This is a genomic window from Mesorhizobium sp. LNJC394B00 (assembly GCF_000502555.1).
Classification (GTDB): Bacteria; Pseudomonadota; Alphaproteobacteria; order Rhizobiales; family Rhizobiaceae; genus Mesorhizobium.
The window spans coordinates 147,438-161,196 of record NZ_AYWH01000007.1 but is presented as its reverse complement, the minus strand read 5'-3'; the positions used below and the strand labels follow the sequence as shown (position 1 = coordinate 161,196).

The 13,759-nt window shown below is 63.8% G+C and carries 11 protein-coding genes; 1 reads left to right on the top strand and 10 read right to left on the bottom strand.

Annotated features, from left to right (window positions below; all coding sequences use genetic code 11):
* Positions 1–22: 22 nt before the first annotated feature.
* The 7 genes from X751_RS142715 to X751_RS142745 form a co-directional block, all read right to left on the bottom strand.
* Entirely contained in the window at positions 23–1,510 is a 1,488-nt protein-coding gene (locus X751_RS142715; protein WP_023745532.1) for an FGGY family carbohydrate kinase, read from the bottom strand.
* A gap of 20 nt (positions 1,511–1,530) precedes the next feature.
* Entirely contained in the window at positions 1,531–2,853 is a 1,323-nt protein-coding gene (locus X751_RS142720; protein ID WP_023668524.1) for a homoserine dehydrogenase, read from the bottom strand.
* Between the two features lie 160 nt (positions 2,854–3,013).
* Positions 3,014–4,117 (bottom strand): mandelate racemase/muconate lactonizing enzyme family protein, encoded by a 1,104-nt coding sequence (locus X751_RS142725; RefSeq protein ID WP_023745531.1) that lies wholly within the window; start codon positions 4,115–4,117, stop codon positions 3,014–3,016.
* A gap of 17 nt (positions 4,118–4,134) precedes the next feature.
* Positions 4,135–4,842 carry a GntR family transcriptional regulator gene (locus X751_RS142730; RefSeq protein ID WP_023745530.1) on the bottom strand — a complete coding sequence of 236 codons (708 nt, stop codon included), beginning with the start codon at positions 4,840–4,842 and terminating at the stop codon, positions 4,135–4,137.
* A 175-nt stretch (positions 4,843–5,017) separates the two neighbouring features.
* Positions 5,018–6,172 (bottom strand): efflux RND transporter periplasmic adaptor subunit, encoded by a 1,155-nt coding sequence (locus tag X751_RS142735; protein ID WP_023752586.1) that lies wholly within the window; start codon positions 6,170–6,172, stop codon positions 5,018–5,020.
* 14 nt (positions 6,173–6,186) lie between these two features.
* On the bottom strand, positions 6,187–9,375 hold the full coding sequence (locus X751_RS142740) for a multidrug efflux RND transporter permease subunit (protein WP_031247173.1): 3,189 nt from the start codon (positions 9,373–9,375) through the stop codon (positions 6,187–6,189).
* Positions 9,369–9,629, bottom strand: coding sequence for a hypothetical protein (locus X751_RS142745; protein WP_023745527.1), 261 nt, complete (start codon positions 9,627–9,629; stop codon positions 9,369–9,371). The genes X751_RS142740 and X751_RS142745 overlap by 7 nt, the downstream gene beginning before the upstream one ends.
* A 242-nt stretch (positions 9,630–9,871) precedes the next feature.
* Here X751_RS142745 and X751_RS142750 point away from each other — a divergent pair, with 242 nt between their 5' ends.
* On the top strand, positions 9,872–10,453 hold the full coding sequence (locus X751_RS142750; RefSeq protein ID WP_023745526.1) for a TetR/AcrR family transcriptional regulator: 582 nt from the start codon (positions 9,872–9,874) through the stop codon (positions 10,451–10,453).
* Positions 10,454–10,789: 336 nt separating this feature from the next.
* On the opposite strand, the gene X751_RS142755 is transcribed toward X751_RS142750, so the two are convergent.
* From X751_RS142755 to X751_RS142765, 3 genes are all read right to left on the bottom strand, one after another.
* Positions 10,790–11,812: a LacI family DNA-binding transcriptional regulator gene (locus X751_RS142755; protein ID WP_023668516.1), complete on the bottom strand. Its 1,023-nt coding sequence runs from the start codon at positions 11,810–11,812 to the stop codon at positions 10,790–10,792.
* A 136-nt stretch (positions 11,813–11,948) separates the two neighbouring features.
* The gene (locus X751_RS142760) at positions 11,949–12,743 is read right to left on the bottom strand and encodes an ATP-binding cassette domain-containing protein (protein WP_023745525.1); all 795 of its coding nucleotides are present in this window, start codon (positions 12,741–12,743) and stop codon (positions 11,949–11,951) included.
* A 4-nt stretch (positions 12,744–12,747) separates the two neighbouring features.
* Positions 12,748–13,734, bottom strand: a complete 987-nt coding sequence (locus tag X751_RS142765; protein WP_023668514.1) for an ABC transporter permease — start codon at positions 13,732–13,734, stop codon at positions 12,748–12,750.
* Positions 13,735–13,759 lie beyond the last annotated feature (25 nt).

Here is a 13,759-nt window from a genome sequence, read left to right as displayed (position 1 = left end):
CGCAGGCAAGCTGCGCTTGAACTCAGATCGCACCGAGCCGCGCGTGGATGTCGCGTGTCGCGTGATAGAGGTCGCGGTAGATCGCCTTGCGCGCCCGGTAAGCCGGCACCAGCGTCATATCCGGATCGACACGCCTGGCCGGCGCCGCCGCCATTGCCTTGGCGGCGTCTTCCGCCGAGGCGAACCAGCCGATCGCCGAAGCCGCCAGCATGGCCGCGCCAAGGGCCGCCGCCTCGTTGACCGGCGACACGAACAGCGGCCGCTCCAGCACGCTGGCCATGATCTTCATCAGCAGCGCCGAATTGGTGCCGCCGCCGGCGGCAATCATCTCTCCCGGCTTGCCGCCGCTTTCGGCCTCCATCGCCTCGCTGGCGATGGCCTGCTCCAAAGCGATGCCTTCCAGCGTGGCGCGGAAGAGATGCCTGGGCTCATGGTCGAGCGACAGGCCAACAACGGCGCCGCGCGCCGCGCCATCCCAATAGGGGCTCATGACGCCGGCCCAATAGGGCATGACCAAAAGACCGTCGCCGCCGGCCGCAACATCGACCGCACCCTTCTCCAGTTCTGCCGCGGAAGACGCGCCGGTGGTGCGCACGATCCAGTCGACCAGTTGCATGCCCGAGCGCAGCACGGTTTCCAGCATGAAGCCGGAGCCGGTCGGCGAGACCAGCGTGCGAAACGCGTCCGATGTGGTGACCGTGCCGGAATAGCAGCCGCTGACGACGCCGGAGCCGAGCGAGAGATAGCTCCTGCCGGCACCATAGACGCCCATGCCGAGACCCATGGCCTGGCCATCGCCGGCGCCGGCGACAATTGGCGTGCCCGCTTTGAGGCCAGTCAGCTGGGCAATGCTTTCGGCAAGGCCGCCGCAGATTTCGCCTGGGCCGATCAGCGCCGGCAACTGCCGTGGCTGCAGCCCTGCAGCCGCGACAAGCTCAGGGTGCCATTCGCCTGTCGCGACATCGAGCAAGCCGAGCGGGTCGGCACTTGCCGTGCTGGTTACCAGCCGTGCGGTCAGCCGGTGAACGAAGAAGCCATGAACATCGACCAGGGCGGCGGCGTTGGCCAGCACCTGCGGCTGGTGTTCCGCCAGCCAGGCGATGGCATAGAGCGCCGGCGTCGGATCCGGCGGCTTGCCGCTCCAGTCGCGGATCGTCTCGCGGCCAAGCTCGGCCGACAGCCTGGCGACTTGAGGCCGGGCGCGCTCGTCAAGCCACAGGATCGCCGGGATGAGCGGCGTGCCGGCCTGATCGATCAGGGTGAAGGTCTCGCGCTGATGGGCTATGGCAATTGCCGCCACGCGCGCGGCGCCGACCTTGTCGGCAACCTGCTTCAGCGCACTGATAAGGGCTGCCCACCAATGTTCGGCATCCTGCTCGAAATGGCCGGGCTTAGGATTGGCCAGCGGATAGGCCTCGCGCGCCTGGAACAGCTCCGCGCCGTCGCCGGTGAAGGCGATCGCCTTCACCGCCGTCGTCGAGGCATCGATCCCGATAACGACATCGTCCATCACAGGGAGATCCCGAAGGTTCAGGCGGCGTTGGTCACAAACTGTCCATCCGACTGGTCTAGACGGCGGCGGATCTGCGTTATCACCATCGAATCGTCGGGTACACAATTTTCATAGGTAAGGAAGTCGCCGGTCTTGACCGGCTTGACCACCTTGGCGCGTTCGGCAATCCCGAGCGGCAGCGCGCCCTTGGCGCGGGCGTCCTCCCAGGTCATGGCGAAGCCGCGATAGTCGTTCTCGCCGATCATGCCGAGCGATTGGCCCGCGCCGAGATCGCTCTTGGCCACCGCCACCGCTTCGGCGACCGGATGGTCGAGGGGCTCCATGTCGGCGCGTTTGTAGACAACGGCGCGCGCCGCCGACAGTGGTACTTCAAGGCTTGTCAGGTGATAGGGACGGTAGATCGTGAAATAGGGGCCCTTGCCGACCTTGAGGTCGACCATGCGCTCCAGCACGCGCGGATGCCTCGTTTCGATGATGCAGAACACGCCGGGCGCCACGCCCTTGCCGATGGAATAGTCGACCACGCCCTTGCGGTGCAGCACGCCGCCATCCTCGCGCGGGCAAAGCACGCTGGCCAGTTCCTCCAGCGTCGCCGTCGGGCCGTGCATGCCCGGCACGTCGGGCACCAGCCCGGTGGCGTTGGCGATAGCCACCATCTCGATCGCCGTCTTGGAACCGTCGACGAACTCGACCAGCATGCGCGCATTCATATTGCGCTCGGCCGCTTCCTTCTCGTAGTCGGCGGGCATGGCGTCGATCTTGAGCGGGTTGTTTTTGCCCTTGCCGGCGGCGATGATGTTGAAGCCGAGGCTCTTGGCGAAGCCGATGATCTCCAGCGTGCAGGCGGGTTCGTCGCCGGCCGCACCAGTGTAGACCACGCCGGCCTTGCGCGCTTCCTCCTTGAGGAAGCGGCCGATCGTAATGTCCGCCTCGACATTGAGCATGACGATGTGCTTGCCGTTCTTCATCACTTCGAGCGCAAACAGCGTGCCGATGTTGGGATTGCCTGTCGCGTCGATGATGACATCAATGCGGCCGGCCGCGGCCAGCGCATGCAGATCTTCGGTGACAGCGATCTTGCCGGCCTCGATGGCGCGGTCGATGGCAGAGGCGTTCGCAGCCTGGACGATGTCGGAGCGGTCATGGCCGGCGAGCAGTGCGGCATCGATCGCCGCTTGCGGCCGCACCTCGGAAATGGCACCGATCCGCATGCCCGGCATCAGCGCCACCTGGACGACGATGTCGGTGCCCATCTGCCCGGCGCCGGCGAGTCCGATGGTGATAGGCCCTTGGGCTTCAGCGCGCTGCAGAAGTTCCGCTGCAAATTGCGGATGGGCCATATCGCTTCCTCCAGTCATGACGCGCCGCAGCGTCAAATCATCATTTTGAACATTCCTATTTCCATTTGAAAAATATTTCAACCCGCAAATCGGAGAATGGCTGCAGGGCCAAATCTCCCACGGAGGATTCGTGGGTGACAGCTTCATGCTGGGCTTGATCTCAGCCGATCTCAAGGAAAGGCTTGCCGAGCAGGTCGGGCACGACATCGACGCCGAGGCCGGGCCCGTCGGGAATGCCCATGTGGCTGCCGGTGACCGGTGGCGCGTTGGAGGCCGTGCGCACCGTCACCCACTCATGGAAGGCGATGGCGTGCAGCCGGCGTTCTTCCGGCGTCGACAGCGACAGATGCGCCATCGCCGCCGTGTCGATCTCGGCGCCGCCCGTATCCTCGACGGTGATCATGAAACCGAGATCGACGGCGACGTCGCGGATTTGCCTTGTCCTGGTTACGCCGCCAAGCCGCGAGATCTTCAGCGTCAGCCCGTCGGCGGCGCCCAGGCGATGGATTTCCAGCATCGCCTCGAGCGAGATGACGCTCTCATCCAGCACCATCGGCTTGTCGAGCATGCGGCGCACCGACATGTTCTCCTCGATCGTCGTGCAGGGCTGCTCGAACGTGTAGTCGATGCCGCGCGTTGCATCGGCGAACTGCCGCGCCTGGTAGGGTGTCCAGCCGGCATTGGCGTCGCAGAAAATCACCGTGCCTTTCGGCACGGCCGAAGCGACTGCGCTCACCCGCTCGATGTCTTCATGCACATTGCCGCCGACCTTGACCTGCAGCCGGCGGCAGCCCTGGGCGATGATCCTTTTGGCCAGTGCCGCCATCTGGTCGAGCGTGCCGTGGGTGACGACGCGGTAGGTCTCCGCCATGTCGCTCTCGCGGCCGCCAAGCATGGTCACCAGCGGCACGTCGGCGGCGCGGGCGGCCAGATCCCAGCAGGCCATGTCGAGCGCCGACTTGATATAGGGATGGCCCTTGAACACCGTATCCATCAATCGGCCGATGCCGGCGAGGCCACGCGGGTCCTGGCCGATCAGGTGCGGCGCGATCTCGACCACGCCCGCGCGCGTTCCCGCCGGAAAGGCGGCCGAATAGAAATTGCCGAGCGGCGCCATCTCGCCCCAGCCGGTTACGCCGCTGTCGGAGGTGATGGCGACGATCACCGCGTCGAAACAGTCGGCCACACGCCCCTTGGACATGCGGTAAGGCCCGTCCACGAAGGGCTGCACGACGCGATAGGCCTTGATGGATTTGATCTGCACTTGTCTGTCCGTTGTCTCTAGGTGTTGAGGAGGGTCAGCCCTTCGATGTTCCGCTGCTCGAGGCCACGCGCATAGGCAAGCAGCTCTTCGAAATCGAGGTCGATATGCTCGCGCGCATGGCGCTGGGCAGCGCGCATGTCGGCGCCCTTCAAGAGCCGCACATAGGTTTCGTGGAGATCTTCGGCCGGCACCGGCTCGTTGCGGGCCTGCTGGTGCAGGGCAAAGTACATCTGCAGCCGGCTGGTCAGCCGCTGCCAGGTTTCCAGCAGCACCGAATTGTCGGCCCATTCATAGATCAGCCCGTGCAATTGCAGTGCGGTCTCGATCTGGCGGGTGGTGTCGCGCGCGCGCGTTGCCTGCTTCACCGCTTCGTGGCGGCGGTCGAGTTCATCGAAGAAGCGCTGGTCGCGCAGCTTCCATGTCCGCTCGATGGCGAATTCATCGAGCACCTTGTTCAGCGAGTAGGCGTCGTCAATGTCCTTGGCGGTGACATCGATGACGAAGGTGCCGGCATAGGGAATGCTGGTCAGGATGCCTTCCTGCACCAGCTCGCGCATAGCTTCGCGCAAAGGCGCGCGGCTGACCCGCATCTGCTCAGCGATCCTCAGCTCGCTCAGCTTTTGGCCGGGTTCCAGCTGGCCGATCAGGATCGCCCGCCGCAACAGCGCAACGATCTCGGCTCGGCGTGTCGTATCCGCGATCGGATTGAAGTCCAGCTTGGCCATTCCGTCACTCCAGTGAGAGCCGGAAACAGACAAGCAGATTGTCGACAATCCTACAATATATTCCGGATTCTTGTGCCTTGCGGTTACCCAAAAACGGCGTGCGGCGCTCCATAAAAAAACGGCGCCCTCGGCGTGGAAGCCGAAGGCGCCGCAGGACCGGGGCTGATGGGGGTTATCAGCTGGCCGGTTTCTCCTGGGGCAACGGCGAGATCGGCATTCCTGGTCCGATCTTCTGCAGATTGCCCGTTATCACCTGGTCGCCTTCGGCAACGCCGCTGAGGACCGCCACAAGGTCGCCGCTGGTCGCGCCAAGCGAGACGATGCGCTGGTCGACCGTGTTGCCCTTGCCGACGACATAGACATATTTGCCGAACTGGCTCGAACCCAGCGCCACCTGCGGCACCATCAGCGCGTCGGGCAGCTGCTTGATGTGCAGCCGCACGCGGACATACTGGCCCGGCAGCAGCGAGAACTTCGCATTGCCGATGGTGGCGCGCGCCGTAATCGTGCCGGTCGAGTGGTCGACCGTGTTGTCGATGAAAGTGAGTTCGCCCTTCTGGCTGGCTTCGGTCTCGCCGGGCAGCAGCACCTCGACCTCGATCGGGCCGGCGGCGCGGGCCTGTTCGATTTCGGCCAGGTCCGTCTCGCTCGGATTGAAGGTGACGTAGATCGGGTCGAGCTGCACCAGCGTGTTCAGCACCGTGCCGGCGACGCTGACCAGCGTGCCGACCGAAGCCTGGTTGCGGCCGACGCGGCCGGCAAACGGAGCGTGGATTTCGGCGTAGCTCAAATTGAGCTCGGCCGTCCGCACCGCCGCCTGGTTGACGGCAAGCGACGCTTCGGCCTGGCGCAAGGTGCTCGTGCGCTGGTCGAACCCGTCCTTGGCGAGATAACCGCTCTTGGCGAGTTCGGAGCCGCGGCCGAGATTGGAGCGTGCATAGTCGAGGCTCGCCTGGTCGCGCTGCACTTCGGCCTTGGCCTGGTCGAGAGCCGCCTTGAAGTCGTCGGGCGAGATCTTGTAGAGCAGATCACCCTGGCGCACATCGGCGCCGTCCTCAGCCGTCTGCTCCTGCAGATAGCCGGGCACGCGGGCCTGCAAGGTGACGCTGCGGATCGCCTCGATGCGGGCGGCGTAGTCGAGATAGATCGGGATCGTCTTCTTAACCACGCTCGTCACCGGCACCGGCATGACGAATGCCGCAGGTGCTGCCGTCGCTGCCGCCGTGCCGGCATTGAGGCTGAGATTGCCCATGTCGAGGAAGTGGACGCTTGCCACCGAGATCGCTCCCAGGGCGACGGCCGTTCCCAAAGCTATTTTCCATTTACGCATTTTGGTCTCCAATTCTATTCGGCTGCTTCGGCCAGGCGCATCGGCGCTGGTTCGGCAGTCGGTTCATTATTGTCCTGGTCATGAGCAGCGTTGGATTCGCTGCGCACGCGGCGTTCGCGCAGCTGTTCGATGACCGCGTAGAAGACCGGCACGAACACCAGCGACAGGATGGTCGCCGCGACCATGCCGCCAAACACGGTGGTGCCGATCGACTGCCGGCTTGCCGCACCCGCACCCGTCGCAAACATCAGCGGCAGCACGCCGAGGATGAAGGCGAAGGCCGTCATCAGGATCGGCCGCAGCCTCAGCCGCGCGGCTTCCATCGCCGCGTCGACAATGCTCAAGCCTTCCTCGCGCCGCCGCCTTGCAAACTCGACGATCAGGATCGCGTTCTTGGCGGCGAGGCCGATCAGCATGACGAAGCCGATCTGCGAGTAGACGTCGATCTGCATGCCGCGCAGGAACAGGGCTGCGAAGGCGCCGAACAGGGCCAGTGGCACCGCCAGCAGCACCATGAACGGCATCGCCCAGCTCTCATACTGCATCGCCAGGATCAGGAAGACGAAGACGATGGCGAGGCCGAAGACGACCGACGCGATCGATCCTGCCTTGAGCTCCTGGAAGGTGATGCCGGTCCATTCGAAACCGAAATCCCTGGGCAAAGCGGTGGCGGCGGCCCGTTCCATCGCGGCAACCGCCTGGCCCGACGAGAAGCCGGGGGCTGCGCCGCCATTGATCGTGGCCGAGGCGTTGTTGTTGTAGTGCGGCACGGTTTCCGGGCCGACGAACGGCACCAGTTTGCCCAGTGTGCTCAGCGGCACCATGCCGCCGGAGGCGTTGCGCACATAGAGCCGCGAAAGGTCGCCTGCGTCGGCACGTGCATCCTTGTCGGCCTGGATGGTCACCCGGAAGGTGCGGCCGAACAGGTTGAAGTCGTTGACGTAGAGCGAGCCGAGATAGATCTGCAGCGTGTTGAAGACGTCGGGCAGGTTGAGGCCGAGCAGTTTGGCCTTGCTGCGGTCGAGGTCGTAGTTGAACTGCGGCGTCGAGGTCGAGAACGGCGAGAACAGCTGCTGCGGGTTGATTTCCGGCTGCTTGCGCGCCTCGGCGATCACGGCTTGCGTCGCGTCGTTGAGGGCTGAACTGCCGCGCCCGGTGAGATCCTCGACGACGAATTCGAAGCCGCCCGTGGTGCCGATACCCGGGATCGAAGGCGGATCGAAGGACAGCGCGAAGGCTTCCGGAATCTGCATCAGCTTGCCGCGCACATCGGAGACGAGCTTGGACGCGCTCTGGTCGGGGCCGCGCTCCTCCCACGGCTTCAGGATGGCGAACTCGACAGCCGAGTTCGACTGCGCCGCACTGGTCAGGAAGTTCAGGCCGCTGATCGAGCCGACAATCTCGACGCCGGGTGTTGCCTGCAATATGTCGCGCGCTTTCTGCGCCACCGCATCGGTGCGTTCCAGCGAGGCGCCGTCAGGCAGCTGGATGACGACGAAGAAGTAACCCTGGTCCTCGACCGGAAGGAAGGTCGAGGGCAACTTCTGCCAGACGAAGTAGGTGGCCACCAGGCCGGCCGCGAACAAGCCGAGCATGATCCAGCGCAGCCGGATGAGGATACGCACGCCGTGCGCATAGGCATGCGACAGTCTGTCGAAGCCCGTGTTGAACCAGCGGAACGGGGCGAACTGCGTCTCGCCGCGATGGCGCAGGAAGGCGGCGCTCAGCGCCGGGCTGAGCGTCAGCGAGTTGAAGGCGGATATGCCGACCGAAATCGCCACCGTCAGCGCGAACTGATTGTAGAGCTTGCCGGAGACGCCGGGAATGAAGGCAACGGGCACGAAGACGGCCATCAGCACTGCGGTGGTGGCGATGATCGGTCCGGTGACCTCGGCCATCGCGGCCTTGGTCGCCGCCAGCGGTTTGAGGCCCGCCTCCAATTGTCGCTCGACATTTTCGACCACCACGATGGCGTCGTCGACGACGAGGCCGATGGCCAGCACCATGCCGAGCAGGGAGAGCATGTTGAGCGAGAAGCCCATCATTTCCATGACGACCATCGTCGCCACCAGCGACACCGGAATGGCGATGGTCGGGATGATCGTCGTGCGCCAACTCTGCAGGAAGATGAACACCACGGCCACGACCAGCACCAGCGCTTCGCCAAGCGTGATCAGCACGTCATGCATCGATGCCGACACGAAGCGCGTGGTGTCGTAGTGCATGGCGTAGCTGACGCCCTTGGGGAAACGGGCCGACAGTTCCTGCATCTTGTCCTTGACGTGCTGCTGCAGATCGAGCGCGTTGGAACCGGGCATCTGGTAGACGGCCAGCACCACCGTCGGGTCCTTGCCAAAGAATGCCGACGACGAATATTGCAGCGCGCCGAGCTCGATGCGGGCGACGTCGCGCAGTCGCACCAGCGAGCCGGTGCCGGTGTTGGCGCGCACGACGATGTCGCCGAACTCCTTGGGGTCGCTCAGGCGGCCGACGGCGTTGACCTGCATCTCGAAGGCGGTGCCGGCGGGCGCCGGCGACTGGCCGATCTTGCCGGCCGCCACCTGGACGTTCTGCTCCGAGATGGCGTTCTGGACGTCGACAGCGGTGATGCCAAGATTGGCGAGCTTGTCCGGGTCGAGCCAGACGCGCATCGAATAGCGGCGCTCGCCGAATATCTGGACGTCGCCGACGCCAGGCAGCCGCTTCAGCGGATCGACGACCTGCAGATAGGCGAGGTTGCTCAGCGCCACCGGATCGACCGAACTGTCGGGCGAGGTCAGGTTGACGATGAGGACGAAATTCGGGTTCTGCTTCTTGATCGTCACGCCACCCTGGTTGACGATCGCCGGCAGCGACGAGGCGGCTTGCGAGACGCGGTTCTGGACGTCGACGGCCGCGGTGCTCAAGGAATAGCCGACATCGAAGGTGATGGTGATGGTCGAGGAGCCGTCATTGGAACTCGACGACGACATGTAGGTCATGCCTTCGACGCCGTTGATCTGCTGCTCCAGCGGCGTCGTCACCGTATCGGCGACCACTTGCGCGCTGGCGCCCGGATAATGCGCGCTGACCACGACCTGCGGCGGCGTGATGTCGGGAAACTGCGAAACCGGCAAAAGGAAATAACAAATCGTCCCGGCGAGCACCATGATGATGGCGATGGCCGAGGCGAAGATCGGACGATGGATGAAAAAGTTTACCACGACACGCAAACCTCTTTAGAAGAACCGGCCTCTCTAAAAGAATTGGCAGACCGGGACAGCCGCCGGCTGCGCACCGAACCCGGGTCTTGCAAAAAATACGAAGACGGCGCCGCACCGCTGAGGCCCTGCTCATCGGCCACGGTCCTCAGCATCGCTTCGAAGGCGCGCGGGTTGACGCGGTCCGCTTTCATCACCAGCCGGATCATCGGATCCCAGATGGCTTCATCGATGGTCAAATCCTTGCGCTGCGACATTGGAGCGTCTCCATTCCAGCGATTCGCATCGGATGATCGCGAACCGGTTTTCATCTCTTCACCGGCCGGAGCCGCATGACCTGCAATTTTCACCCTTTGTGATCTGGCAGGACCAGTTCACGGCCTTGTTATTGACGGAAGGCCACATAGGTGTTACCAGTAAGTAACATTCGGATAGTTACAGACCGGTAACACCCTAGTCAAGAGGTGAACCGAATTTTTAGGGAGACAAGGAGACTGCGATGGCAAACGGCATTACCGATCGTGTGCGCCCCCGGGATCGAATCCTGGAGACGGCGCAGGACATGTTTCACAAGCATGGCATCAAGGGCGTCGGTGTCGACGCCATCACGGAAGCCGCCGGCACCAACAAGATGACGCTCTACCGTCATTTTGAGTCGAAGGACGAACTGATCGTCCAGTGCCTGCGCGCGTCGGCGGCTAAAGGGGCCGCGATGTGGGACCAATTCGAGGCGGAGCATCCCGGCGACAAGCTCGCCCAGTTGCATGCCTGGATTCGCATGGCCGCTGCTTGCCTGGCGGCTGACGGTCGCGGCTGCGACATGGCCAATGCCGCCGCCGAATTGACCGAGCCGGACCATCCCGCCAGGAGCGTGATCAAGGAGCTCAAGAGCGCTCAGCGCGATCGCCTCGTTGCGCTGTGCCGGGATGCGGGCATCGGTCAGGCCGAGCTTCTGGCCGATACGCTGTCGCTGCTGTTCGAAGGGGCGCGCGTCAGCGTGCAGACCATGGGCTGCCAGGGCCCCAGCACGCAGTTCGTGCGCATGGCTGAAGGCCTGATCAGCTCTTTCAGGGCGCGCTGAATTTCAGCTTTCGGAGTTGAGGAGTCCCCATCATCCGGCGGGGCTTTTGGCTATTCTCCGAACTTGCCCGTCAACTTTAATTTAGATTCATTTGAGAATGAAAAAAGCCCGCTGCCGGGAGGAGGTGGCAGCGGGCTCGATTTCGAACGAGATGCGGGAGGAGGTGCACCGCGCTCAGCGTCGGCATCGCATCTGGGAGGAGTAGATGGCCGACACCCAGATGAGTACGGGTTGCCCAATGATTCGGCAACAATGAAAGTTGCATGGCTGCTGTGCAGATTTGCGGCATCTACCCCGACTTGTCGTACAAATCGGAGAAACCGCCACGGCGCGACTTCACTGCACCGGCACGTTTTCCTTGAAGATCAGCCGTGGCTCGATGAACTTCTTCGTCAGGTAGGGCGCGGCGGACGCGATCGAGCCGAGCAGGCGGATCACAGATTGCTCCGCGATCAGCCGCGCATTCTGGTCGATGACGACATCGGCGAGGTCGTCGACGAGATAGCCGCGCGTTTCCTTGGTCAGGTCGTGGCAGATGAAGACCGGCTTCTTCTTTGGCTTGGCCTCGAGCAGCGCTCTCGCCACACCTGAGCGCCCGGCCCCGACGCAATAGATGCCGAGCAGTTCCGGCTCGTTGTGCAGCGCCTGCATCGTTGCTGTGTAGCTGCCTTCGGGTTCGTCATTGATCTCGACCGCACTCGAGACGGTTAGATTGGGGAATTCCTCTGTTAGTACCGACCGAAAACCCATTTCGCGCTCCTCGTGCCCGCGATAGGAACGCGAGCCGACGACCATCGCCAGATGACCCTGGCGGCCGTTGAGGAAGCGCCCCATCAACAGCGCCGCCGTGCGTCCGGCAACCCGGTTGTCGATGCCGACATAGGCCGAACGCGGGGCGGCTGGAACGTCGGAGACCAGCGTGACAAGGCGGATGCCTGCCTCGACCACATCGCGCAATATGTTGCGCGTTCGCGGATGATCGACGGCAATGACGCCGACGCCATTGGCCTTCAGCGACAGATTTTCAACCGCCGCCTGCAGCGCTGCCGGTGAGATGCCGCCGAGATTGTGGATCCGGCACGAGGCGACCAGCGGCAGGCGCCCCGCATAGTCCTCGATGTGCCCGGCGAGGTCGATCATGAAACCGTTGGCGCCGATCGGCAGGAAGAATTCAAGATGCGCCGGCCGCGACGGCAGCGTCACCTGATCGACCACCGGCAAATAGCCGAGCTGCTTGGCCGCCTCCATCACCCGTTGGCGGTTGGCGGCGCTCGCGCCGGCCCGGTTGTTCAGAACCCGGTCGACGGTCGCGGTCGACAGGCCGCAGCTCCTGGCTATGTCGGCAACGGTGGCTTTCATGGCTGTAGTCATAGAGCATGATCCCGAAAAGTGGGAACCGGTTTTCTCGGACAAACGGGAACCGTTTTGTCAAAAGGTCATGCTCTACAACGAGTTAGAGCGGATGCGTTTCCGTGCCAGACGGCGCGAAGACGGTTCAGCCGTGCGATGGCCCGCCTTCGATGATGGCGTCGCGGATCTCCTTGTCCGACATCCCGGTGATGATGCGTTCGACCTCGGCCACGCTGGTCGTCTTCGGGTCGATGTCGTCGGCCACCACCTTGCCCCGGCGCATGACGACGATGCGGTCAACCACCTGGAAGACATGGTGGATGTTGTGGGCGATGAAGATGCAGGAATGCCCGGAATCGCGCGCGTTGCGCACGAAGCTCAGCACGCCTTGCGTCTCGGCGACGCCGAGATTGTTGGTCGGCTCGTCGAGGATGATCAGGTCGCTGTCGAAGTGCATGGCGCGCGCGATGGCGACGGCCTGCCGCTCGCCGCCGGACAGGGAGCCGATCGGCGTCGTCGGCGGGATGTTCTTGGAGATGCCGACCTGTTTCAACAGGTCGCGGGCGACATTGTTCATCGCCTCCTGGTCCATGCGGTTCAAAAAACGCGGCGGCTTGATCGGCTCGCGGCCGAGGAACAGGTTGCGCGCGATCGACAGCTGCGTCACCAGTGCCGAATCCTGGTAGATCGTCTCGATGCCGTGCGCGATGGCGTCGCTGGTGCTGCGCAGATTGACCTTCTTGCCGCGGATGAAAATGTCGCCGCTGGTCAGCGGCACCGCCCCCGACAACACCTTGATCAGCGTCGATTTGCCGGCGCCATTGTCGCCGAGCAGGCCCACGATCTCCCTTTCGTTGACATGAAAATTGGCGTCTTCGAGCGCCTGCACGCGCCCGTAGGACTTTTTGATGTTGGACATGCGGATGAGCGGTTCAGCCATGGTTCTAGGTCCCTGCCTGATGCCGGCGTTCCAGCCATGAGTGCAGCGCCATCATGCCGAGGATGATGGCGCCGATGAAGATGTTGTAGGCCAGCCCGGGCACGCCGATCAGCACGATGCCGTTGCGCATGACGCGCAGGATGAGGATGCCGAGCACGGTGCCGATGATGGTGCCGCGCCCACCGGTCAGCGCCGTGCCGCCGATCACCACCATGGCGATGACTTCGAGCTCGTAGCCGGTGCCGCTGTTGGGGTTGGCGGCCGACGTGCGCAGCGACGAGATGACGCCCGCAAGCGAAGCCATCACCGACGACAGCACGAACAGGCCGATCTTGACGCCGCTGACGTTGACGCCGCGCGCCCTTGCGGCGCCTGGATTGCCGCCGGCTGCCTGGATCCAGTTGCCGGTCCGGCTTTGCGTCAGCACGTAGCCCAGCGCGATGGCCGCCGCGATGAACCAGAAGAGCGACATGTAGATGCGGAACGGGCCGATGAAGAAATCACCGACCAGCGCTTCGGCCAGCCAGCTGCCCTCGGCGCTCCACGTCCGCTGCGGAAAGCCGTCAGTGACGAACAGCGCGGTGCCGCGCACCACCAGCAGCATGCCGAGCGTCACCAGGAAGGATGGGATTTTCAGCTGCGTGACGAACCAGCCATTGACCAGGCCGATGAAGGCCGCGATCAGCAGCGCGGCGAGGAAGCCGACCTCCAGCGAGGTCAGGCCGCTGTTGAACAGCGTCCACATCAGCACCGGCGAAAAGCCGAACAGCGAGCCGACCGACAGATCGAATTCACCCGACGTCATCAACAGCGTCATCGCCAGCGCGATCAGCCCGAGCTCGACGGTGAAGGCCAGCGTGTTGGAGATGTTCTGCGGCGACAGGAAATCGTGGTTGATGCTCCAGAATACCGCGATTTCGACGATGAGCAGAACGAAGGGCCCGAATTCCGGCCTCGCGATCAGGCGTTGGATGAGCGAACGGTTTTCCACTGATAACCTGCGACAGGAAGGGGAA

What these genes read in the sequence shown, in the direction of transcription:
- X751_RS142715 (WP_023745532.1), bottom strand. Translation starts at nt 1,510, where the DNA reads ATGGACGATGTCGTTATCGGGATCGATGCCTCGACGACGGCGGTGAAG.
- X751_RS142720 (WP_023668524.1), bottom strand. Translation starts at nt 2,853, where the DNA reads ATGGCCCATCCGCAATTTGCAGCGGAACTTCTGCAGCGCGCTGAAGCC.
- X751_RS142730 (WP_023745530.1), bottom strand. Translation starts at nt 4,842, where the DNA reads ATGGCCAAGCTGGACTTCAATCCGATCGCGGATACGACACGCCGAGCC.
- X751_RS142735 (WP_023752586.1), bottom strand. Translation starts at nt 6,172, where the DNA reads ATGCGTAAATGGAAAATAGCTTTGGGAACGGCCGTCGCCCTGGGAGCG.
- X751_RS142745 (WP_023745527.1), bottom strand. Translation starts at nt 9,629, where the DNA reads ATGTCGCAGCGCAAGGATTTGACCATCGATGAAGCCATCTGGGATCCG.
- X751_RS142750 (WP_023745526.1), top strand. Translation starts at nt 9,872, where the DNA reads ATGGCAAACGGCATTACCGATCGTGTGCGCCCCCGGGATCGAATCCTG.
- X751_RS142755 (WP_023668516.1), bottom strand. Translation starts at nt 11,812, where the DNA reads ATGAAAGCCACCGTTGCCGACATAGCCAGGAGCTGCGGCCTGTCGACC.
- X751_RS142760 (WP_023745525.1), bottom strand. Translation starts at nt 12,743, where the DNA reads ATGGCTGAACCGCTCATCCGCATGTCCAACATCAAAAAGTCCTACGGG.